This is a genomic window from Gilliamella sp. HK2 (assembly GCF_001690265.1).
GTDB classification, from domain to species: domain Bacteria; phylum Pseudomonadota; class Gammaproteobacteria; order Enterobacterales; family Orbaceae; genus Gilliamella; species Gilliamella apicola_C.
Genome location: NZ_LZGV01000038.1, coordinates 1 through 21,275, shown reverse-complemented (window position 1 = coordinate 21,275; position 21,275 = coordinate 1). Strand labels below are relative to the sequence as shown.

General features: G+C 35.3%; 17 protein-coding genes and 5 tRNA genes. 15 read left to right on the top strand and 7 right to left on the bottom strand.

Going from position 1 to position 21,275, the window contains the following annotated elements:
* The first annotated feature begins 207 nt into the window (after positions 1-207).
* The 10 genes from recA to rarD all read left to right on the top strand — a co-directional run bounded on the left by recA (position 208) and on the right by rarD (position 7,838).
* Positions 208-1,254: a recombinase RecA gene (recA, locus tag A9G45_RS03290; RefSeq protein WP_065567769.1), complete on the top strand. Its 1,047-nt coding sequence runs from the start codon at positions 208-210 to the stop codon at positions 1,252-1,254.
* Entirely contained in the window at positions 1,254-1,754 is a 501-nt protein-coding gene (locus A9G45_RS03285; RefSeq protein WP_065567770.1) for a regulatory protein RecX, read from the top strand. Before recA ends, A9G45_RS03285 begins: the two co-directional genes overlap by 1 nt.
* Positions 1,755-1,957: 203 nt before the next feature.
* Positions 1,958-4,591 carry an alanine--tRNA ligase gene (alaS, locus tag A9G45_RS03280; protein ID WP_065567771.1) on the top strand — a complete coding sequence of 878 codons (2,634 nt, stop codon included), beginning with the start codon at positions 1,958-1,960 and terminating at the stop codon, positions 4,589-4,591.
* Positions 4,592-4,726: 135 nt separating this feature from the next.
* Positions 4,727-4,927: a carbon storage regulator CsrA gene (gene csrA, locus A9G45_RS03275; RefSeq protein ID WP_065567772.1), complete on the top strand. Its 201-nt coding sequence runs from the start codon at positions 4,727-4,729 to the stop codon at positions 4,925-4,927.
* A 124-nt stretch (positions 4,928-5,051) separates the two neighbouring features.
* Positions 5,052-5,144 (top strand) — tRNA-Ser (locus A9G45_RS03270).
* A gap of 16 nt (positions 5,145-5,160) precedes the next feature.
* Positions 5,161-5,237, top strand: a tRNA-Arg gene (locus A9G45_RS03265).
* An 18-nt stretch (positions 5,238-5,255) separates the two neighbouring features.
* Positions 5,256-5,332: transfer RNA gene (locus tag A9G45_RS03260), tRNA-Arg, on the top strand.
* Between the two features lie 19 nt (positions 5,333-5,351).
* Positions 5,352-5,428: transfer RNA gene (locus tag A9G45_RS03255), tRNA-Arg, on the top strand.
* A gap of 152 nt (positions 5,429-5,580) precedes the next feature.
* Positions 5,581-6,873, top strand: a complete 1,293-nt coding sequence (gene serS, locus A9G45_RS03250) for a serine--tRNA ligase (protein ID WP_065567773.1) — start codon at positions 5,581-5,583, stop codon at positions 6,871-6,873.
* A gap of 68 nt (positions 6,874-6,941) precedes the next feature.
* Complete coding sequence (rarD, locus tag A9G45_RS03245; protein WP_065567774.1) at positions 6,942-7,838, top strand: EamA family transporter RarD; 897 nt, start codon at positions 6,942-6,944, stop codon at positions 7,836-7,838.
* 44 nt (positions 7,839-7,882) lie between these two features.
* On the opposite strand, the gene pflA is transcribed toward rarD, so the two are convergent.
* From pflA to thiI, 7 genes are all read right to left on the bottom strand, one after another.
* Positions 7,883-8,662, bottom strand: coding sequence for a pyruvate formate lyase 1-activating protein (gene pflA, locus A9G45_RS03240; RefSeq protein ID WP_218057015.1), 780 nt, complete (start codon positions 8,660-8,662; stop codon positions 7,883-7,885).
* A 248-nt stretch (positions 8,663-8,910) separates the two neighbouring features.
* Positions 8,911-11,193, bottom strand: a complete 2,283-nt coding sequence (gene pflB, locus A9G45_RS03235; protein ID WP_065567775.1) for a formate C-acetyltransferase — start codon at positions 11,191-11,193, stop codon at positions 8,911-8,913.
* Positions 11,194-11,261: 68 nt separating this feature from the next.
* Positions 11,262-12,110, bottom strand: coding sequence for a formate transporter FocA (focA, locus tag A9G45_RS03230; protein ID WP_081297801.1), 849 nt, complete (start codon positions 12,108-12,110; stop codon positions 11,262-11,264).
* A gap of 1,377 nt (positions 12,111-13,487) precedes the next feature.
* Positions 13,488-13,973 (bottom strand): tRNA (uridine(34)/cytosine(34)/5-carboxymethylaminomethyluridine(34)-2'-O)-methyltransferase TrmL, encoded by a 486-nt coding sequence (trmL, locus tag A9G45_RS03225; protein WP_065567844.1) that lies wholly within the window; start codon positions 13,971-13,973, stop codon positions 13,488-13,490.
* Positions 13,974-13,988: 15 nt separating this feature from the next.
* The gene (cpxA, locus tag A9G45_RS03220; protein WP_065567843.1) at positions 13,989-15,371 is read right to left on the bottom strand and encodes an envelope stress sensor histidine kinase CpxA; all 1,383 of its coding nucleotides are present in this window, start codon (positions 15,369-15,371) and stop codon (positions 13,989-13,991) included.
* 28 nt (positions 15,372-15,399) lie between these two features.
* Positions 15,400-16,122: a response regulator gene (locus A9G45_RS03215; RefSeq protein ID WP_065567842.1), complete on the bottom strand. Its 723-nt coding sequence runs from the start codon at positions 16,120-16,122 to the stop codon at positions 15,400-15,402.
* A gap of 120 nt (positions 16,123-16,242) precedes the next feature.
* The gene (gene thiI / locus A9G45_RS03210; protein ID WP_065567841.1) at positions 16,243-17,691 is read right to left on the bottom strand and encodes a tRNA uracil 4-sulfurtransferase ThiI; all 1,449 of its coding nucleotides are present in this window, start codon (positions 17,689-17,691) and stop codon (positions 16,243-16,245) included.
* Between the two features lie 540 nt (positions 17,692-18,231).
* On the opposite strand from thiI, the gene secG reads away from it, so the two are divergent.
* The 5 genes from secG to A9G45_RS03185 form a co-directional block, all read left to right on the top strand.
* On the top strand, positions 18,232-18,606 hold the full coding sequence (gene secG / locus A9G45_RS03205; RefSeq protein WP_065567840.1) for a preprotein translocase subunit SecG: 375 nt from the start codon (positions 18,232-18,234) through the stop codon (positions 18,604-18,606).
* Between the two features lie 7 nt (positions 18,607-18,613).
* Positions 18,614-18,699 (top strand) — tRNA-Leu (locus A9G45_RS03200).
* 207 nt (positions 18,700-18,906) lie between these two features.
* A complete protein-coding gene (locus A9G45_RS03195) occupies positions 18,907-19,422 on the top strand; it encodes an integrase arm-type DNA-binding domain-containing protein (protein WP_065567839.1) in 516 nt (171 codons plus the stop codon).
* A gap of 753 nt (positions 19,423-20,175) precedes the next feature.
* Positions 20,176-20,454 carry a terminase small subunit gene (locus A9G45_RS03190; RefSeq protein WP_065566962.1) on the top strand — a complete coding sequence of 93 codons (279 nt, stop codon included), beginning with the start codon at positions 20,176-20,178 and terminating at the stop codon, positions 20,452-20,454.
* A 620-nt stretch (positions 20,455-21,074) separates the two neighbouring features.
* On the top strand, positions 21,075-21,275 hold a 201-nt coding region (locus A9G45_RS03185; RefSeq protein WP_065566198.1), incomplete at its 3' end, for a hypothetical protein.

The window sequence follows — 21,275 nt, the reverse complement described above, 5'->3', positions numbered from 1 at the left end:
CCTAATTCAATAAATTTAATCTTGAATCTCAATATTTCATCACCATTTGTTAGTTTCAATTATGACATCAAATGAATTATTTATAAAAAAATTGTGAAGCAGTTCTCATGATTAACTAAATAATTTCTATATATAAAAAAAACTTGATACTGTATAACAATACAGTATAATATATAACCATATCCTAACTCATTGGAATTTTATAATATGAACGAAAACAAACAACGCGCACTTTCAGCAGCATTAAGTCAAATCGAAAAACAATTTGGTAAAGGTTCAATTATGCGTTTAGGTGATACCCAAACGTTGGATGTGGATGCGGTATCTACTGGTTCTTTAGGGCTCGATATTGCATTAGGTATCGGTGGCCTACCAATGGGTAGAATTGTTGAAATTTTTGGCCCTGAATCATCTGGTAAAACAACGCTAACTTTATCTGTGATAGCTCAAGCACAAAAAGAGGGTAAAACCTGTGCATTTATTGATGCTGAACATGCGCTGGATCCTATTTATGCTGCAAAATTAGGGGTGCAAGTCGACGATTTACTCGTTTCGCAACCCGATACAGGAGAGCAAGCACTTGAAATTTGTGATGCTTTAGTTCGTTCTGGTGCTGTTGATGTTATTATCGTTGACTCAGTAGCTGCATTAACACCAAAAGCAGAAATTGAAGGTGAAATGGGCGATTCTCATATGGGATTACAAGCTCGTTTAATGTCACAAGCATTGCGAAAACTAACTGCGAATATTAAAAATGCCAATTGTTTAGTTGTCTTTATTAACCAGATCCGTATGAAAATTGGTGTTATGTTTGGTAGTCCAGAAACGACAACTGGCGGTAATGCACTGAAATTCTATGCATCAGTACGTTTAGATATCCGCCGTACTGGTTCTGTAAAAGAAGGTGAAGATGTTATTGGTAGTGATACTCGAGTAAAAGTGGTTAAAAACAAAGTGGCAGCCCCTTTTAGACAAGCTGAATTCCAAATTCTTTATGGTTGTGGTATTTCGAAAGAAGGCGAGTTAATTGATTTAGGCGTTAAGCATAAGTTAGTCGATAAAGCAGGAGCGTGGTATAGCTACAATGGCGAGAAAGTGGGTCAAGGTAAAGCTAATTCAATTAAGTTTTTACAAGAACACCCTGAGATCGCTTCAGAACTTGAAGCTAAAATACGCGAATTATTATTAAATAGCCCTGCTGTTTTTACAGCTGATGACCAAGCTATATCATCAGAAAGCGAAAGCGTTGAATAATGGAAACAAAACTGAACAAATCAATGCTCAATAAAGCTGTGCAATTACTTGCACAGCGCAACCATTCTTCTTATGAGCTAAGCCAAAAAATAGCCTCTTTTTTCATAAAAAAACTGCAATACACCGATGAAGAATACCATGACCAGTTAGCCAAACTAAAAATTGAAATACAATATGTTATTGAATATTGTATAAAACAAAATTGGATTAATGACGAACAATATATTGAAAATTATATTGTTATGCGAGCCAAAAAAGGTTATGGAAAATATAAAATAGCCATGGAACTTAAACAACGAGGTTTACCTGTTGATTTGAGCCGGCAACTTTTGCAAATTGCCGATATCAATTGGGGAAATATGGCATACGAGCAATTACTAAAAAAGCTAAAACAAATTGATTGTAAAAATAATAATAATAAACAAAAAGGTATGCAATTTTTAATGGCGAGAGGTTATACACAAGATGATATTAAAACTGCTTACGATTTATTGACTTAAATAATTATAATATCTACAATACTAAGTATATAGCTTAATAAAAGCAATTATAAATAAAGCTCGCAAATTCTTTTTTAGTTTTCCCTTATTTACTTGTAATATTAGTTAGATCCGTTTCGATATGAGAATATTTACTTTTCAACTTTAGTTGTAGCGGGTATATTACTATGTTTAAAAATCTATCGTTTTATATGGAAGCATAAATGAAAAGCACTGCAGAAATTCGTCAAAGTTTTCTTGACTTTTTCCGTGGCAAAGGACATGAAGTTGTCACAAGTAGTTCCCTTGTCCCGCATAATGATCCAACACTATTATTTACTAATGCTGGAATGAATCAATTTAAAGATGTCTTTCTTGGTATTGATAAACGCTCTTATACTAGAGCAACAACATCACAACGTTGTGTCCGCGCTGGCGGTAAACATAATGATTTAGACAATGTTGGTTATACAGCTCGCCATCATACTTTTTTTGAAATGCTAGGAAACTTTAGTTTTGGCGATTATTTTAAGCATGATGCAATACATTTTGCTTGGGAGCTATTAACCAGTAAAGAATGGTTTAACCTACCAAAAGATAGGTTAACGGTTACTGTCTATGAAACAGATGATGAAGCATATGCTATTTGGGAGAAAGAAATCGGTATCCCTAAAGAACGAATAATTCGTATTGGCGATAATAAAGGCGCGCCATATGCTTCGGATAACTTCTGGCAAATGGGCGATACAGGTCCTTGTGGTCCTTGTACTGAAATTTTCTATGATCATGGCGATCATCTTTGGGGTGGCCCTCCTGGTAGCGCTGAAGAAGATGGTGACCGATATATAGAAATTTGGAATATTGTCTTTATGCAATTTAACCGACGCGCTGACGGTACAATGGAATCATTGCCTAAGCCATCAGTTGATACAGGTATGGGGCTTGAGCGTATTGCCGCGGTGCTTCAGCATGTTAATTCTAATTATGAAATTGATTTATTTAAAAAATTAATTCACGATGCGGCCGAAATTATTCAAACTAAAGATTTGGAAAGTAAATCTTTACGAGTCATTGCCGATCATATTCGATCTTGCGCATTTTTAATTTCTGATGGTGTACTGCCATCTAATGAAGGTCGTGGTTATGTATTACGCCGTATTATTCGACGTGCTGTACGCCATGGGCATATGTTAGGCGCCAAAGATATTTTCTTCTATAAACTTGTTAAACCATTAATTGAAGTAATGGGAAGTGCTGCAATTGAATTAGGACAAAACCAGAAGTTGGTTGAAAACGCACTCAAAATTGAGGAAGAGCAATTTTTAAAGACACTAGAACGAGGGTTGTTTTTACTTGATCAAGAATTAACTAAAATAACGGGTAACATTTTACCTGGAGATATTGCATTTAAACTTTACGATACTTACGGTTTTCCTTTAGATTTAACTGCTGATGTTTGTCGTGAAAAAAATATTACTGTTGATGAAATTGGCTTTAATTTATGCATGGAAGAGCAACGTAAGCGAGCCCGTGAATCAAGCGCTTTTAATGTTGATTATAGTAATGTTATCAAACTTGATGATAAAACAGAGTTTTTAGGCTACCAAGAAGCAGAATCATCAGGAAAAGTAATCGCGATATTTAAAGATGGTCAAAAAGTTGAAAGTGTTAATTCTGGCGATGATGCTATTGTCATTTTAGATAAGACACCATTTTATGGCGAGTCTGGCGGTCAAATTGGCGATAAAGGGTTATTAACAGCAGCAAATGTTGAATTTACTGTTTTAGATAGTCAAAAATACGGCAAAAGTATTGGTCATATAGGTAAAATAATTAAAGGTTCTTTAAAAGTTGGCGATAATGTTACTGCTGCAATTGATGTGGAATTACGTGAGCGTATTCGTCGTAATCATTCAGCTACACATTTGTTACAAGCTGCGTTGCAACGTGTTTTAGGTAATCATGTTCATCAAAAAGGGTCTTTAGTTAATGATAGCTATCTGCGTTTTGACTTTTCGCATAATCAAGCTATTACGCCTGAACAAATTATTGAGATAGAGAATTTGGTTAATCAACAGATTCGCCACAATTTACCTGTAGAGATTGAACTAATGCCAATTGATAAAGCCAAAGATAAAGGCGCTATGGCTTTATTTGGTGAAAAATACGAAGATATTGTTAGAGTTCTTACAATGGGTGATTTTTCAATTGAGCTTTGTGGTGGTACTCATGTAGATAGAACGGGTGATATTGGTTTATTTAAAATAATATCCGAATCAAGTATCGCATCTGGTGTGCGCCGTATTGAGGCAACTTCAGGGCAGAACGCAATGGATCTTATCCATCATGAGTCTAATTTATTAACTCAGATTGGGCAAGTAGTTAAAAGCGATAAGTCTGCTGTTTTAAATCGTATTGAGCAACTGTTTGAACAAACTAAACAGCTTGAAAAAACAATTGAGCAATTAAAAGCACAAAAAGCGAGCCAAGATAGTGCGCAATTGCTTAATCAATGCGAAAAAATCAATAGTACAAATTTGCTAATTGCTAAACTTGATAATGTCGAGGCAAAATTATTGCGCACTATGATTGACGATCTAAAAAATCAATTGAAAACAGGCGTAATTGTTTTAGCGGCCGTTAATGATGGCAAAATCAATTTAGCTGCTGGAGTCACCAATGATTTAATCGGTGTAGTTAAAGCTGGTGAATTAGTTTCTCAATTAGCGTTAAAAGTAGGTGGTAAAGGTGGTGGGCGACCTGATTTTGCTCAGGCAGGTGGAATGGATCTTTCAGCGTTACCAGAAGCGTTATCTTCTGTAAAAAAGGAAATCAGTAATAAATTACAAGCAAGTTAGTCCAGATATGCTCGATTATTTATTAGTTAAATATTAGAGTTTTTTCTGCAAAATTTTATCTTACTGATAGAAGGCTAGCGAAGCTATATCTTAAAAATTGTTTAGATATATACTTAACTGATATTAGGAGATCGAATGTTAATTTTAACTAGGAGAGTAGGTGAAACACTAATTATTGGTGATGATGTAGTCATTACTATTTTAGGTGTTAAAGGTAATCAAGTCAGAATTGGTATCAATGCCCCTAAAGAAGTTTCAATTCATAGGGAAGAGATATATAACAAGATTCATCAGTCAAAAGAGACAAATGATGAATTATCCAAGCCAATGGGGTGATATTGGGTAGGAAATAAACAATTAAGCGCACATAAACAAAAAAATGTTTGACTTATTTTTTGTAAACCGTAATATGTGCGCCACACATTATGATTTTGTTGCTAAAGCGAAATCATAATGTTTCGGTGAGATGGCCGAGAGGCTGAAGGCGCTCCCCTGCTAAGGGAGTATGCGGTCAAAAGCTGCATCGAGGGTTCGAATCCCTCTCTCACCGCCATTTAAAATTAAAATATGCATCCGTAGCTCAGCTGGATAGAGTACCCGGCTACGAACCGGGCGGTCAGGGGTTCGAATCCCTTCGGATGCACCATTTTAATAAATTCAAAATGCATCCGTAGCTCAGCTGGATAGAGTACCCGGCTACGAACCGGGCGGTCAGGGGTTCGAATCCCTTCGGATGCACCACTTTTTCATGAGTTTACACGCATCCGTAGCTCAGCTGGATAGAGCACTCGGCTTCGAACCGAGCGGTCAGGGGTTCGAATCCCTTCGGGTGCGCCATTTTGGTTGAATACCAATATAATTCTAGTATACTAAGTTCACAAATTTTAATATATGTAATTACCCACTTTTTGATTTATATGTTCTATTATCTATATTAGAATAATAATGAAGTGAAAATATTACTTAATTAATAATAATGGACATTATTTATGTTGGATCCGAATTTACTCCGAAATGAACTTGATCTTGTTGCTAATAAATTAGCACGCCGTGGATTTAAATTAGATGTTGATACTATCCGTCAACTAGAAGAAAAACGCAAAGTATTACAAGTTGAAACAGAGAATTTGCAAGCTGAGCGTAATGCTCGCTCAAAAGCAATTGGTGCAGCTAAAGCACGAGGCGAGGATATCTCAGCTGTACGTGAAGAAGTGAATAAACTTGGTGAAAAACTTAATAGCGCTAAAGCTGAGCTTGATATCTTACTTAACCAAATTAAAGATATAGCTTCGACTATCCCTAATATTCCTGATGACTCGGTTCCTGATGGCAAAGATGAAAATGACAATGTAGAAGTTTCTCGCTTTGGAACTCCAAGAACGTTTGATTTTCCGATTCAAGATCATGTTGCATTGGGTGAGCGCTTTGGTGGACTAGATTTCGCAGCAGGAGTAAAGCTAACCGGTGCACGTTTTGTCGTGATGAAATCACAAATAGCACGCTTACATCGAGCTATAACTCAATTTATGTTAGATTTGCACACTGAACAACATGGTTATGCCGAGATTTATGTGCCGTATTTGGTAAATCAGACAACTCTTTTTGGCACAGGACAATTGCCGAAGTTTGCGGGTGATTTATTTCATACTAAACCGCTAGATGAAGAAACAGAAAGCAGCAATTATGCATTAATTCCAACTGCTGAAGTGCCTGTAACCAATCTTGTGCGTGATGAAATTCTTGATGAAAGCGTATTACCATTAAAAATGACAGCACATACGCCGTGCTTCCGCTCTGAAGCAGGATCTTATGGTAAAGATACTCGTGGATTAATTCGTATGCATCAATTTGATAAAGTCGAATTGGTGCAAATTGTTAAGCCTGAAGAATCTATGCAAGCATTAGAAGAACTTACTGCCCATGCGGAAAAAGTTCTACAATTACTTGAATTACCATATCGAAAAATTGTGTTATGTACTGGCGATATGGGCTTTGGTTCATGTAAAACTTACGATCTTGAAGTTTGGGTTCCAGCGCAAAATACTTATCGTGAGATCTCTTCTTGCTCTAATATGTGGGATTTCCAAGCACGTCGCATGCAAGCTCGTTACCGTAATAAGGCCGATAATAAAACTTATTTAGTTCATACTTTAAATGGTTCAGGATTAGCGGTTGGTCGCACACTGGTTGCCATTATGGAAAACTACCAACAGGCAGATGGAACAATTAAAATCCCATCAGTCTTAATTCCTTATATGAATGGCGTTGAGTTTATCGGATAAAACTGGACATTACACATAACAATAGCGCTAATAATTAGCGCTATTTTTTTATTAATTAAGGTGGAAAAATGATAAAAGGCATTACACTTTCGATACTGGCGTCATGCCTTTTTGGTTTACTTTATTACTATCCTGTTTTATTACAACCGTTATCCGTTATTGATGTTTTCTGTTGGCGATTGTTAACTTCTTTTCCTGCCATTATTGTTCTTATTTCTATAGAAAAACAGTGGTCTGAAATTGCAATGCTATTAGCACGAATTAAGCAGCAACCATCGTTGCTTATTGGGCTGTTATTCTCTTCATTACTGCTAACAATACAAATGTTGATTTTTATTTGGGCTCCCCTTAATGGGCACGGGTTATCGGCATCACTAGGGTATTTTTTATTACCATTAACCATGGTAATTATTGGGCAGCTCATCTACCAAGAAAAGTTAAGTTTTTTACAAAAAATATCAGTTGGACTGGCGGTATTAGGCGTTATTATTGAAATCTATATGACCCAAGCATTTTCATGGGAAACTGCCGTTATTGCATTAGGTTACCCTATTTACTTCATGGTTCGGCGTAAGTTGCAAATAGAAGGTATTGCAGGTACATTTTCTGACTTCTTTTTTATTTTCTTAGGTTGCTTAGGCTACTTTTTTATAAGTCATCGTGTTAACAAGATACTTGATGATCTTATCCATTTCCATCTATATATTCCAATGTTGGGAATAATAACCGCACTAGCATTTGCGATGTATTTTATGGCAAGGCGACTATTACCAATGGGTTTGTTTGGTTTACTTGGTTATGTAGAGCCAGTATTACTTACTATTGTTTCTGTCTTATTTTTACATGAATCAATTTCGTCTGAACACATTGTTTCATATGGGCTTATTTGGTCGTCAGTTTGTGTTCTTGCTTTAGAAGGTTGCCTTTTTGTTTTACGAGCAATAAAGCGAAAAATAATATGGTGAAAACCGCAGATGGAAGGCATATGATCATTCATATGCCTTTTATTTTATTTACTGAAAGTGACATAATGGCCATAAGATTCTAAAATACCTTGGATCCTGTCCATGGTTTCTCTTGGCGGTGCCTCAACGCCAGCTAACTTATATTCGTCACCAAGCGTGTCCCATTTATAAGCGCCCAATTTGTGATAAGCTAATAATTCTACGCGCTCAATATTATCCATTCCTTGAATGAATTTACCGAGTAAATGAGCGGAATCATCATCATCAGTCCATCCCGGTACAACCACATAACGTATCCAAGTTCTTTTGTTAATTTTTTGTAGATGTTTAGCAAATTCTAGAACACGTTTATTAGGTACACCCACTAGTTTTTGATGAATTTCATCATTGACCTGTTTTAAATCGAGCATCACTAAATCAGTGACTTCTAAAAGTTCATCCATTATATGATCGAGTTGTCTAGCATACCCATTAGTATCTAAGCAGGTACTAATACCCTCTTGATGGCAAGCTCTAAACCATTGAGTAACAAATTCAGCTTGTAAAGTTGCTTCACCACCAGAGGCCGTTACACCGCCACCATTTGGCATAATGAAGCTTTTGTAAGAAACAATCTCTTTCATCAACTCATCAACGGTAACTTCTCGACCTGCTTTTAAATCCCACGTATCGCGATTATGGCAATACAAGCAGCGCATTAAGCACCCCTGAAAAAAGACAATAAAACGAATCCCAGGACCATCTACAGTACCGAAAGATTCGAAAGAGTGAATACGACCTATAATAGGCGACTTTGTTGTCATAATTATGTTTTGTTGTTCCATAGATAATCTCTAATCATTGCTCATATTGCTTTTTTAATCATTTTAACCCTGATAATGACCAAATTACACCCATTGTATTAATCAATACGAATTATATTTCCGTTTAATTATATCGAATAATGACCCATAATATTTAATTATTATCATCGTATTCATATTTAATTACAGTGATACAAATAGTATTTTAGCGTTGATAAAAAAATAGCGCCTTAAGGGCGCTATTTTAATTAAGTTAATCAATGACTAAACTACATAGATTGCGTAAATGTACGGCTAATTACGTCTTTTTGTTGTTCTTTAGTTAATGAGTTGAAACGTACTGCATACCCAGAAACACGAATTGTTAATTGTGGATATTTTTCAGGGTTTTCCATCGCATCTAATAGTGTTTCACGGTTTAATACGTTAACATTTAGATGTTGTCCACCTTCAATTGTTGCTTCATGGTGGAAGTAACCATCCATTAAGCCAGCAAGGTTGCGTTTACGTACATCATCATCTTTACCTAATGCATTTGGAACGATAGAGAAAGTATAAGAAATACCGTCTTTAGCGTAAGCAAATGGTAGTTTAGCAACAGAAGTTAATGAAGCCACAGCACCTTTTTGGTCACGTCCGTGCATTGGGTTAGCACCTGGTCCAAACGGTGCTCCTGCACGACGTCCATCTGGTGTGTTACCTGTTTTCTTACCATATACAACGTTTGATGTAATTGTAAGTACAGATTGTGTTGGAATTGCATTACGATAAGTTTTAAGTTTTTGAATTTTCTTCATGAAACGTTCAACTAAATCAACAGCAATGTCATCAACTCGTGGGTCATTGTTACCAAATTGTGGGTATTCACCTTCAATTTCGAAGTCAGTCGCTAAACCATCTTCATCACGAACTGTTTTTACTTTAGCGTATTTAATCGCAGAAAGTGAGTCAGCAGCAACAGAAAGACCCGCAATACCACATGCCATAGTACGAATAACATCACGATCATGTAATGCCATTAAAGATGCTTCGTAGCTGTATTTATCGTGCATGTAGTGAATTGCATTTAATGCTGTTACGTATTGTTTTGCTAACCAATCCATGAAGTGGTCTAAACGAGCAAATACTGTATCGAAATCTAAATATTCATCCATAATTGGATCTTCTTTAGGACCGACTTGCATTTTTAATTTTTCATCCACACCGCCGTTGATTGCGTATAGAAGTGTTTTAGCAAGGTTTGCACGCGCACCAAAGAATTGCATTTGTTTACCAACGATCATTGGGCTTACACAACATGCAATCGCGTAGTCATCGTTATTAAAGTCAGGACGCATCAAGTCATCGTTTTCATATTGTAATGATGATGTGTCAATTGATACTTTTGATGCAAATTCTTTGAATCCACTTGGTAATTGTTCAGACCAAAGGATTGTCATGTTAGGTTCAGGCGATGGACCCATTGTGTATAAAGTATTTAAGAAACGGAAAGAAGTCTTAGTTACTAAAGTACGTCCATCAACACCCATACCTGCGATAGATTCGGTTGCCCAAATTGGGTCACCTGAGAATAATTCATCATATTCAGGCGTACGTAAGAAACGAACCATACGTAATTTCATTACAAAATGGTCAACAATTTCTTGCGCATCTTTTTCAGTAATTAATCCAGCAGCAAGATCACGTTGGAAGTAAATATCAAAGAAAGTCGATGTACGACCTAATGACATTGCCGCACCATTTTGTGATTTAACCGCAGCTAAATAACCAAAATAAGTCCATTGAACAGCTTCTTGTGCTGTTTTAGCAGGTTCAGAAATATCGAAACCATATTTAGCCGCCATTTCTTTGATTTGACCAAGTGCACGATGTTGTTCTGCGATTTCTTCACGACGTTGCATTGTCATGGCTAAATCAACACCATTTTCAAAATCAGCTTGTAGTGAATTGAATTGTGCAAATTTGTCTTTCATTAAGTAGTCGATACCGTAAAGTGCTACACGACGGTAATCCCCAATGATACGACCACGACCATAAGCATCAGGAAGACCAGTGATAACACCTGATTTACGACAACGAAGGATATCTGGCGTATAGATATCGAAAACACCTTGGTTGTGGGTTTTGCGGTATTCAGTGAAGATTTTTTTGACTAATGGATCTAGCGTTCTGTTATAAGCTTTACAAGAATTCTCGATCATTTTGATACCACCAAACGGGATAATCGCACGTTTTAGTGGTTTTTCAGTTTGTAAGCCAACAATTTTTTCTAAATCTTTTTCAATATAACCTGCGTCATGAGCAGTAATTGTCGAAATAACACTGGTATCAAAATCCACAGGGGCATGGGTAGCATTTTCAACTTTGATGCCTTCCATTACTTTAGCCCATAACTTAGTTGTAGCTTCTGTCGCGCCAGCTAAGAAAGACTCATCACCCTCGTATGGCGTGTAGTTCTTTTGAATAAAATCGCGGACATTAACATTATTTTGCCAATCACCATCTTTAAATCCTTTCCAAGCAACAGCTTGTACTTCGTTTAAATTACTCATAGTTTTTCACCTCAGGTTTACAAAAATATCTATTCATCCTTTTTTATATGAGGATAAATATCATAAAATCAATGTGGCTTACGTAAATATAAAGCCCAATAAGGTAGTGCAACCGCTAAACCACCTAAAATATTCCCAATTGTTACAGGAATTAAATTATTTAAAACAAAATGCGTTACCGTTAGTTCTTTAAATGCATCAGGAGACACGCCAATTGCTTGCCAAAATTCGGGTGACGCAAAGTTATTAATCACAATGCCCATTGGGATCATAAACATATTAGCAATGCTATGCTCAAAACCACTGGCAACAAACATTGCAACAGGAAGGACCATGATTAACATCTTATCAAGTAAACTACGACCAGCATAACTTAGCCATGCAGCCAAACAAACCATTAGATTAGCTAAAAAACCAAGGCATATGGCTTCAATAAAGGTATGATGTAACTTGTGATCTGCCGTTTGAAGAACATTTAGTCCCCATAAGCCATTAGCAACCATATACTGGCCAGAAAACCAAATTACTGTGACAAACAGTATAGCACCAATAAAGTTACCGATATAGACTAAAATCCAATTACGGAGCATTTTTATCCAGCTCACTTTGTGCGTCATTTTAGGCAAAATCGTTAATACTGTTGAAGTAAATAAGTCTGAGCCACAGCAAACAACCAGCATAAGACCTAATGAGAAACAAATGCCCCCCACCAATTTTGCTAAGCCAAACGCAACCGTTGCAGTGCCTGTGGTTACGGTAATGTAAAATACGAAAGCAATTGAGATAAAAACACCTGCAAGAATTGCAGATAAAATCGTGCTAGCTGGGTGTTTGTTTACTTTGTAATGGCCAATGTCTTCGGCAATTTGGGTCATTTGTGCGGGAGAATATGAATCAACAAGTTTATCTGTGCTCAAACTAACATCCTTAAAAAAACTAGGGTTTTATGAGAGGCATAGTATACTCAAAATTTGACGCAGATCACGTTTTTTTTTATTAAAAATAATTTAAAGCTCAAAAAACGTTGTTTATTAAAGATATTGACTATAGTAAAAAAAGAGTAAGCTCTATTTTATAAAAAAGATATACTATTATCTTTAATAAACCACTTTAGTAACGTGAATTTGTGTATGATGCAGGCTTACTTTGCTTGCTACTCAGTATGGTATCTAATTCAATTTATTAGAGAAATTTCAACAAGAAAGTCTGGTTAATTTTTTAAACAAAAGTTAATGTGCTTTTTTGTTACTCTTATCATAGAATAGCGCCTTTTGAGGCTATCTTGGCAATGTTTTGATATTTAAATGTTGTGGTATTCAAAGTTTTCCAGAAAAATTCGTTCCTCTTTTGTCACTCGGTTTTACGCAATCACGCTGATTTATTGCCGATAAAACAGTATCTCACTAAACATCTTTGTTTGGTGGGCTAATCTGACTCCGTCGGTGGTATCTTCTGCCACCGGATAACACTGTGCTATTATTCAGTTAGCGGATTAAAAAGGAAGCCTTTTTATTAAAAAAATACTTCAGAAAAACCATTGATTTTATTGAAGTTTTTATTTTGTGTAAAATCATATAGTTACAAAGTATTACGTATAAAGTATTACACTTTTTGGCTTGACTTCTAAGCCTAAAATTTTTAAGCTTTTTATTGACTTACGCAACTGCGCTGATTTATTGCCGATAAAACAGTATCTCACTAGCTATCTTTGTTTGGCGGGCTAATTTGGCTCTATCGGTGGCATATTCTGCCACCGAATAGCACTGTGCGATTATTCAGTTAGCGGATTAAAAATAAAGCCTTTTTATTAAAAAATACTTCAGAAAAGCCATTGATTTTATTTAAGTTTTTATTTTGTGTAAAATCATATAGTTACAAAGTATTACGTATAAAGTATTACACTTTTTGGCTTGACTTCTAAGCCTAAAATTTTTTAAGCTTTTTATTGACTTACGCAACTGCGCTGATTTATTGCCGATAAAACAGTATCTCACTAGCTATCTTTGTTTGGCAGGCTAATCTGACTCTATCGGTGGTATATTCTGCCACCAAATAACACTGTGCGATTATTCAGTTAGCGGATTAAAAAGAAAGCCTTTTTATTAAAAAAACACTTCAGAAAAGCCATTGATTTTATTCAAGTTTTTATTTTGCGTGAAATCATATAGTTATAAAGTATTACGTTTTTTGGCTTGGCTTCTTAGCCTAAAATTTTGTAAGCGTTTTAGGTAGCTATGCAATTATGGTAATGATGCGTAAGCCGTTTGTCAGTTTATTCTTTCTAAAACAATAATCTATTTTGCTCCCATGTAACCTAGCTGGCGCCATGATTCGTAAACGACAACAGCTACCGAGTTAGATAAGTTCATACTACGGCTTGTGGCTAACATAGGAATACGTATTTTTTTATCCTGAGGCAGTGCATCTAATATTGTGTTAGGTAAACCGCGGGTTTCTGGGCCAAACATTAAAAAGTCATTTTGTTGATAATTAACTTCACTATGCGGTTTTTGTCCTTTTGTGGTTAAAGCATACACTTGTGTTAACCAGTCTATTTGATTGGTATCTACAAAATGGTCCAAATTTTTGTAACGTTTTACATCGACAAATTCTTGATAATCAAGCCCTGCTCGTTTTAGCTTTTTGTCATCCCAATAAAAGCCCATGGGTTCAATAATATGTAAGTTAAAGCCAGTGTTAGCGCAAAGGCGAATAATGTTGCCTGTATTGGCAGGAATTTCCGGTTCAAATAAAACGATGTTTAATGCAGTATTTGACACAATAGTTCTCTTTTATTATTTATATTTATGAATGGGTAATATTATCACAATTCGAAGTCCACCAAGGTGGCTTTTTTCTGCGGTAACCGTGCCGTGATCGCGTATGATTGCATTAGCGACTATTGCGAGCCCGAGTCCTGTTCCACCAGATTGTCGATCACGCGCTTCGCTTGTGCGATAAAATGGCCTAAATATTTGCGCTAATTCACTTTCAGCTACACCTATGCCATCATCATCTATGGTAATTGTTACCTTTTGTTTTTTTACTTCAAAATTGATAATAATTTGTTTGTTTGAATAGCGAAATGCGTTTCGTATAACATTTTCAAGTGCACTGCATAACGCTACGGGATAACATAAAATAGTGTGGTTAGTTGGTTGATTAACCACTGAAAAATTTTTTCCTATTTGTTCTGCTTCAAACGCCGCATTATCCAACACGGGTTTAAATAGAAGATCAATTTGATTAAATTCACGAATTTCATTATTGTCATATTGCTGCCTTGCCAATAATAGTAAGTCACCAATCATAGCATCTAGCTTTATTGCTTCATTATTGATACGTATAACTTCACTGCTTTCGCCTTGTTTTCGACGTAATAAGGAGGTAGCAAGTTGTAAGCGTGTTAGTGGTGTGCGTAATTCGTGAGAGATATCCGAAAACAGACGTTGTTGCAACGTTTGCATTCGTTTTAGCTCTCTTAACATAAGGTTAAAACTAGCGCCCGTTGCTTTATATTCAGACGATCCTATTTTTTCAAGATCTGGCCACTCTTGCAAATTACCTTTAGCAACCTGATCTGCTGCTTGTTTTAGCTTTCTTGCCGGTTTTGCTATGCTCCAAGATAACCAAAGTAAAAAAGGTGAACTGGCAAGCATAGTCAGCGTTAGTAATAAAAAAGGGTGATCAAAAATAAAATTAACAAATTGGGATTGGCTATCTGTTGCGGGTTGTAAAATATATAATTGATATTGCGCATTTGTATAATGAATTAAAAAAGGGCCGATAATTTCTTGGGTATCATAAATCTGCTTTGCTGGATCATCAACATTATGAGATTTTTGACTAAAGTTTTTTATCAAATCAATATTTTTAGTTTCAGCTGTTATAATTTGCTCATTGGGAGTAACTATAAATAAAGATTGAGCTGGTTTTTGGTGCGTATTCATTACCACAATAAAGCGCATCCACCAGCGAAAACTATCTTTGGGTACATTGGCAAGATCATTTTCAATTTGCCGAGCAAGTTTATTACCGATTTCTTTATCTTTATTTGCTAAATACGTTAAATTTCGCGAATCGAGATTGGGTAACACCATAATTAACATTAAGAAAGAAGCTATCGTTAATAAAAATATAGTGAAAATTTTGATAGCTAGCCTGTCAAAAAACCACATGTTATCTGGCCTTTATTATCATATTATTCTAGTCTTGTAATAAATCATCATGTGGGTCAATGACAAATAAGTAGCCTTTAGAACGTAATGTTTTAATCCAAGGTAAACCATCACTTCTTGGCGGAAGCTTTTTGCGCAAATTAGACACATGAACATCAATTGAGCGAGCTAGTGGGACAAACTTTTTCCCTAAAACCGATGCAGTTAGCATGTCTCGTGAAATTATTTTGCCCCCTTGCTCAATAAATTTTAGCAATACTTGAAACTCTGTCCCAGTTAATTCAATGTACTTATTATCAAAAAAAACAGCTTGTTGTTTTCGATTTACGTTAAGTTTATCAATAATATATTGAATTGGCTTATCAGAATCATCATTTGAGATATTATCCCAACGCGCTCTTCGTAACTGCGCATTAATCCGAGCTATAAGTTCTCTGTCATTGAATGGTTTTAGAATGTAATCATCAGCTCCAAGCTCAAGCCCATTAACTTTATCATGTTCACTATCTTTGGCTGTTAAAAAAATAATCGGAACGGTAAATTTAGCTCTGAGTTGAGATAATACATTAAACCCGTTCATTTCAGGCATCATAATATCAAGTAAAACAAGATCGATAGTATCATCAAATTTTTCTAAAGCTTCAATGCCCGTATTAGCGATTTCAATTTGATACCCTTCTAATTCGAGCAATTCACGTAATAATAAAGCAATCTCAACATCATCATCAACTATAAGTAATTTGCTATTCATTACACTCCTCTTTATAGCATTTATTTTTTGATATTTATTTTAAATAACAAGCATAATTTATGCACAAAATCCATTATATAGGTAAAAAATACAAATAATATAGTAACGTATTGTTAAGTTTTATAAAGTAAATATTTTTACGTTATTAAATCCTTGATCAATTAAATAAAGCGCTTGTAACTTGCTCATAACACCACGATCGCAATATAGTAAATATTGTTTTGACTGATCCAAATTGCCAAATTGTGTTGCTAATTTATAAAATGGAATAAGTTTGATTTCAACGTCATTCAATACCAGTGGATTATCCTCTTGCTCGTCTGGCGAACGAATGTCAATGACCACGTGATCAGCATTAAGTGTTGTGATTGTTTCAACATGAGTAATCTTGGTGTCAGCTTGTTTAGCTATCTCACGAATATCAATATTTTCAGCTTCAGCAACAGCTTTATCCAAAATCGTGAAATCAAAATTCAGCTCTTCCGCTTCAATTTTTTCTTTTACCGCTTTAACTGTTGGGCTTTTAGAAATCACACCACAAAATTCTGGCATGGTTTTAGCTATATCCTCAGTACCAATTTGGCGCGCAAGATTGATAATTGTTTCTTTATCATGTGTGATTAGAGGTCGTAAGATTAGTGTGTCACTAACATTATCAATTAATCGTAAATTGGTCAGCGTTTGGCTCGATACTTGCCCTAATGCCTCTCCAGTAACAAGTGCTTCTACTTTATAACGCTGTGCAATTTTTGATGCAGCACGAACCATCATCCGTTTTAAAACAACGCCCATTTGTCCATCATCGATCTTCTCAAGAATTTCACCAACCACATCAGAAAAATTAATCGCAATAAAACGCACTTTATGCGAACTACCATAACGTTCCCAAAGATAATGAGCCATTTGTTTAACACCAATCTCGTGAGTTTTTCCACCAAGATTAAAGAAACAATAATGTACACGGCTTCCACGTCGCATTAACATATAACTTGACACGCCTGAATCAAAACCACCCGATATAAGTGAAATGACATCTTCTTGTGTACCCGTTGGAAAACCACCAATGCCAGCATGTCGACCTTTAACAAGTAGTAATTTGTCGTTATCAATTTCAAGGTTAACCGTAATTTCTGGATGATTTAATTTAACCTTAGCCGAAGAAACATATTGATTGAGCCCACCACCAACATAACGTTCAACATCAATTGAAGAAAATTCATGCTTGCCACGACGTTTTACACGTACACAAAATGTTTTATCTTCAATTAATGGCGCATAATAAACCACTGCCTTTTCAAAAATATCATGCATATCAACGAAAGTGATTTCATCAACGGCTAAAATATGATGAATACCGGGGATCCTTGTTAATAATTCGAGTATCTTGGCTTCACTATTTTCAATTTTTGGGCGAACTTCAATAAAATCCCAATGACGAATCACGGCAACATCTTCAATATGATGTTTTAAAATATTACGAATATTGCTGGTGAGTATTTTAATAAAACGTAAACGAACAGAATCACTTTTGATGGTTATTTCAGGAAAAAGTTTAACAATAAATTTCATAAATAGAGCTTACCATAATAAAAATGGCGACATTATACTGCTTTTTAGACAAGAACGCACAATTGATTATTATACTCTCACTATTAGAGCAAGCTGGCTAATATTGCATATTTTTCTATTAATGCTAACCCTGTAAATAGTGTGATTGTAGATAAATCTGGCATGGTTGTGCTTACTTAGTACTATTATTACTGTTTTTTTCATCTGATGAATTTCCACTGACAGAACAATATCCAGAATATTTTAACAAATATGCAATTGATGCTTGGATAGGACAAATTCAAGTATGGGGGAAAAGAACAGTTATTACATGCTGTATGCAAGGCATAATGACGCCAATTCAAGTTGAAAAATAGTTTTGGTTGTAATAACGGTAATATCGATTTAGTTTAAAAATTAGTAACTTTTTATTAATTAAAAAGGACATTTTATACAACAAGCCAACAATTCTTGAAATTTTACTTGCTTGTTGGCTTGTCTTTCGCTAATATTTCGCACCAATAGATTCTGTTGTAGAACATATAAAATTGACAGGTTGAAATGTACGAATTTTTGATTGTGAGTTATTTGATTATCGCTTTAGCGATTATCGCTTTAGTTTTGATTCAACGAGGCAAAGGGGCTGATATGGGTTCTTCTTTTGGCTCGGGTGCGTCAGCAACTTTGTTTGGTTCTTCTGGTAGTGGAAATTTTTTAACTCGCGCTACAACTTTGTTAGGTATTTTGTTTTTTATCATAAGCATTTTACTATCGAATTTGGGTAGCAAACCGCACGTAACTAAAACTGGCGAGTTTGATAGCCTTGAAGATACTATACCAACAACAACGCAACAAAACGAAAGCAAAACGGAACAAATAACCGCTCCAGTTGCTCAACCAACACAACAGAATTCAACATCGGATATTCCTGAATAAAAACGGCGCCGTGGTGGTGAAATTGGTAGACACGCTATCTTGAGGGGGTAGTGCTCTAAGAGCATGCGGGTTCAAGTCCCGCCCACGGCACCAAATCAATAAACAGTAACATTCTTTTAAACCCTACAAAGCACATCAAACCCAGTAATAATAAGCCTTTGAGGTTATTTTATTGCCCATTAAGTATCAGTAAGGTACATTTACAACCAAAATTTTTAGGACTATATTAAGGACTATGCAAACATATTAAAATAATTTCATAGTCCCATAAGAGAAAAGTATACCTAAAAAGTAACCCCAATGACTGATACGCAAATAAAGAATGCCAAGCCACAAAGTAAGGATTATCCTATTTATGATGGAAATGGTTTGCTTTTACTTATTAAGTCAACAGGGGCAAAAATATGGCAATTCAGATATTATCGCCCTATAACTAATAATAGGACTACTGTAAGCTTCGGAAGTTATCCTGAAGTTTCGCTACAACAGGCACGAAAACAACGAGACGAAGCACGCGAATTAATTAAACAAGGTGTAGATCCACAACATTACAAAGCGGAACAAGAACAACGCAAACAAGAAGCTTGCAGCAATACCTTTTATGCCATGGCTGAAAGATGGCTTAAATTCAAAGATGTAATTGAAAGCGCATTATCTCATGTGGATAAAAACGCAGTAAGGCGAGCCTATAACAAAGCTGAGTATGAGCGTCAAAAAAGAATCATGCTTGATTGGTGGGGTGACTTTGTCGAGCAAGCAAGCCAAGGAAATGTCTCATTATCTGGTACTCGTAATTTAAAGTTAGTAAATCATTAACCATATCGCGCTATTCATACCGTGCCCCATATTTGGGTTACGATAAAACCGTCACTCAAATTTGAGTTACTTCAATAATACCCCCCTCAAAATTGAGGGGCTTTTTCAAATGTCACCCTTTACTTATATTAGTCATTAGGCTGTTTTTATATCTAACCCCATAATTTAAAACTTTTAATATAAAGTGTTCACTACTATATACATTATTAAAACAATCCTGATCCTGTAATTAACCAATTGAAATATAAATATATTTATATAAACCCATTTATCTATGAAAATAAAATCATTATTAATCATGGCGTTAATTTATGGTGATTTTTAGGTTGATCCAGAGCGGAATTAAAAGCCTAAATGCTTTATGGTGATTTCCACCATGCAGGTATTAAATTTGCAATCAGCTAAAAAGCCAGCAGGTTTATTACATTGGCTCGAGCTATTCATGGTTACCCATTTAGTAATAGCAGTCAAAAAAATTATTTCAATTCGCGGTTTTGCATAAAAAGTAGGGTGAGCGGTTTTAGCGATGTAGAATCATAGAAATTTGCTACCCCTTCCTATTGGCTAGGCTAATTTTGGACACGTTAAAAAGCAATCTAATAATTTGCCTTATTGGATTATAATAACCTTATTATTAGTAAGTTCGGTGGCAATAGGCAAGGAGAAAATCAAAATTAAAGGACATGTTAGAGCTAGGGCAAGAGTATTTGCATAAGCAGGGTTATATCAATAATGGCGAAGTGATCCCCCTCTGTGGCTGGACTGGCTTTATATGCTAACTGTTCAAGGTCAAGTTTATATAATTATGCAAGTTCAAGCGAAGAATTTAAGGACATGTTAGAACTTATCAAGGCACGCCAAGAAGTGGAATTAATTAATAAAGGCTTAAAAGGCGAATTTAACGCGAGTATTGCCAAATTGATGCTTGCTAATCATGGTTATTCTGAAAAACAGATATTAGATCATCAATCTATGGGTAGTGGCATTACAGCCAAATCCCAACCAATGCGTATTGAGTTAGTAGCACCATAATTTAATAGATAATCACTAGTACTTATAAAAAGGTATCCAAGCAAGTATCCAGCAAAAAGCACCTAATAAGTGGATACCAATTTCATCATACAAGCCAGTTAACAAGTTAGCGCACGCCAAGAGCGTACTTAATAGATACGTACTAACCATAGTTATATATCTTTGGTTTAATTAATGTGAAATCTGATGAATTGGTACGCACTAAAAATATATTTAACGAATAGCAACTAATAGAAGATAATGCTGAAATAATTACAACAGTTCGCTTCCATAAAAAAATGGAGGCAGCTTATCCTTATTATGAAGATAGCTATAATTGTAGTATCTTATATGGGGTTGAATTTAAAAATCCCGATAAAGGCTTATTATTTTGCTGATAAACGTGCTTTATGTTTTGAAGCAGCGCGACGGCTTAAATATTTATTGCTGTTTTTTGCAAATGCTCTCATTTCTTTATCTTCAAGTGTTATTTTAATTCTGTAATTCTAACATAATTAAGTTGTGTTCATATATATTCAGTTATATACTTTTAAACACAGGGAATTATTAGAACCTGTATATCTATTAAATGGTTGCCGTCAATTTATTTAAATGTGATTTTTATTTTAACGAGATAATGAATGCAAAATATCCAAGTAAATAGATATCCTGCATTAAATAAAATTTTGTGGGACTATCAAGGAAAGACAATTCCAGAAGACGAAGCTTTCAAAATTTATGAAAGAAGATGGTGCTTTATTAAAGATGTAAAGCTTGCTGCCAATGAAAAAAAATTAATCCATAAACTTATTAAAGAGTACGGAAATGGTTATTTCCTACCT

What these genes read in the sequence shown, in the direction of transcription:
- recA (WP_065567769.1), top strand. Translation starts at nt 208, where the DNA reads ATGAACGAAAACAAACAACGCGCACTTTCAGCAGCATTAAGTCAAATC.
- A9G45_RS03285 (WP_065567770.1), top strand. Translation starts at nt 1,254, where the DNA reads ATGGAAACAAAACTGAACAAATCAATGCTCAATAAAGCTGTGCAATTA.
- alaS (WP_065567771.1), top strand. Translation starts at nt 1,958, where the DNA reads ATGAAAAGCACTGCAGAAATTCGTCAAAGTTTTCTTGACTTTTTCCGT.
- csrA (WP_065567772.1), top strand. Translation starts at nt 4,727, where the DNA reads ATGTTAATTTTAACTAGGAGAGTAGGTGAAACACTAATTATTGGTGAT.
- serS (WP_065567773.1), top strand. Translation starts at nt 5,581, where the DNA reads ATGTTGGATCCGAATTTACTCCGAAATGAACTTGATCTTGTTGCTAAT.
- rarD (WP_065567774.1), top strand. Translation starts at nt 6,942, where the DNA reads ATGATAAAAGGCATTACACTTTCGATACTGGCGTCATGCCTTTTTGGT.
- pflA (WP_218057015.1), bottom strand. Translation starts at nt 8,662, where the DNA reads ATGGAACAACAAAACATAATTATGACAACAAAGTCGCCTATTATAGGT.
- pflB (WP_065567775.1), bottom strand. Translation starts at nt 11,193, where the DNA reads ATGAGTAATTTAAACGAAGTACAAGCTGTTGCTTGGAAAGGATTTAAA.
- cpxA (WP_065567843.1), bottom strand. Translation starts at nt 15,371, where the DNA reads ATGTGGTTTTTTGACAGGCTAGCTATCAAAATTTTCACTATATTTTTA.
- A9G45_RS03215 (WP_065567842.1), bottom strand. Translation starts at nt 16,122, where the DNA reads ATGAATAGCAAATTACTTATAGTTGATGATGATGTTGAGATTGCTTTA.
- thiI (WP_065567841.1), bottom strand. Translation starts at nt 17,691, where the DNA reads ATGAAATTTATTGTTAAACTTTTTCCTGAAATAACCATCAAAAGTGAT.
- secG (WP_065567840.1), top strand. Translation starts at nt 18,232, where the DNA reads ATGTACGAATTTTTGATTGTGAGTTATTTGATTATCGCTTTAGCGATT.
- A9G45_RS03195 (WP_065567839.1), top strand. Translation starts at nt 18,907, where the DNA reads ATGACTGATACGCAAATAAAGAATGCCAAGCCACAAAGTAAGGATTAT.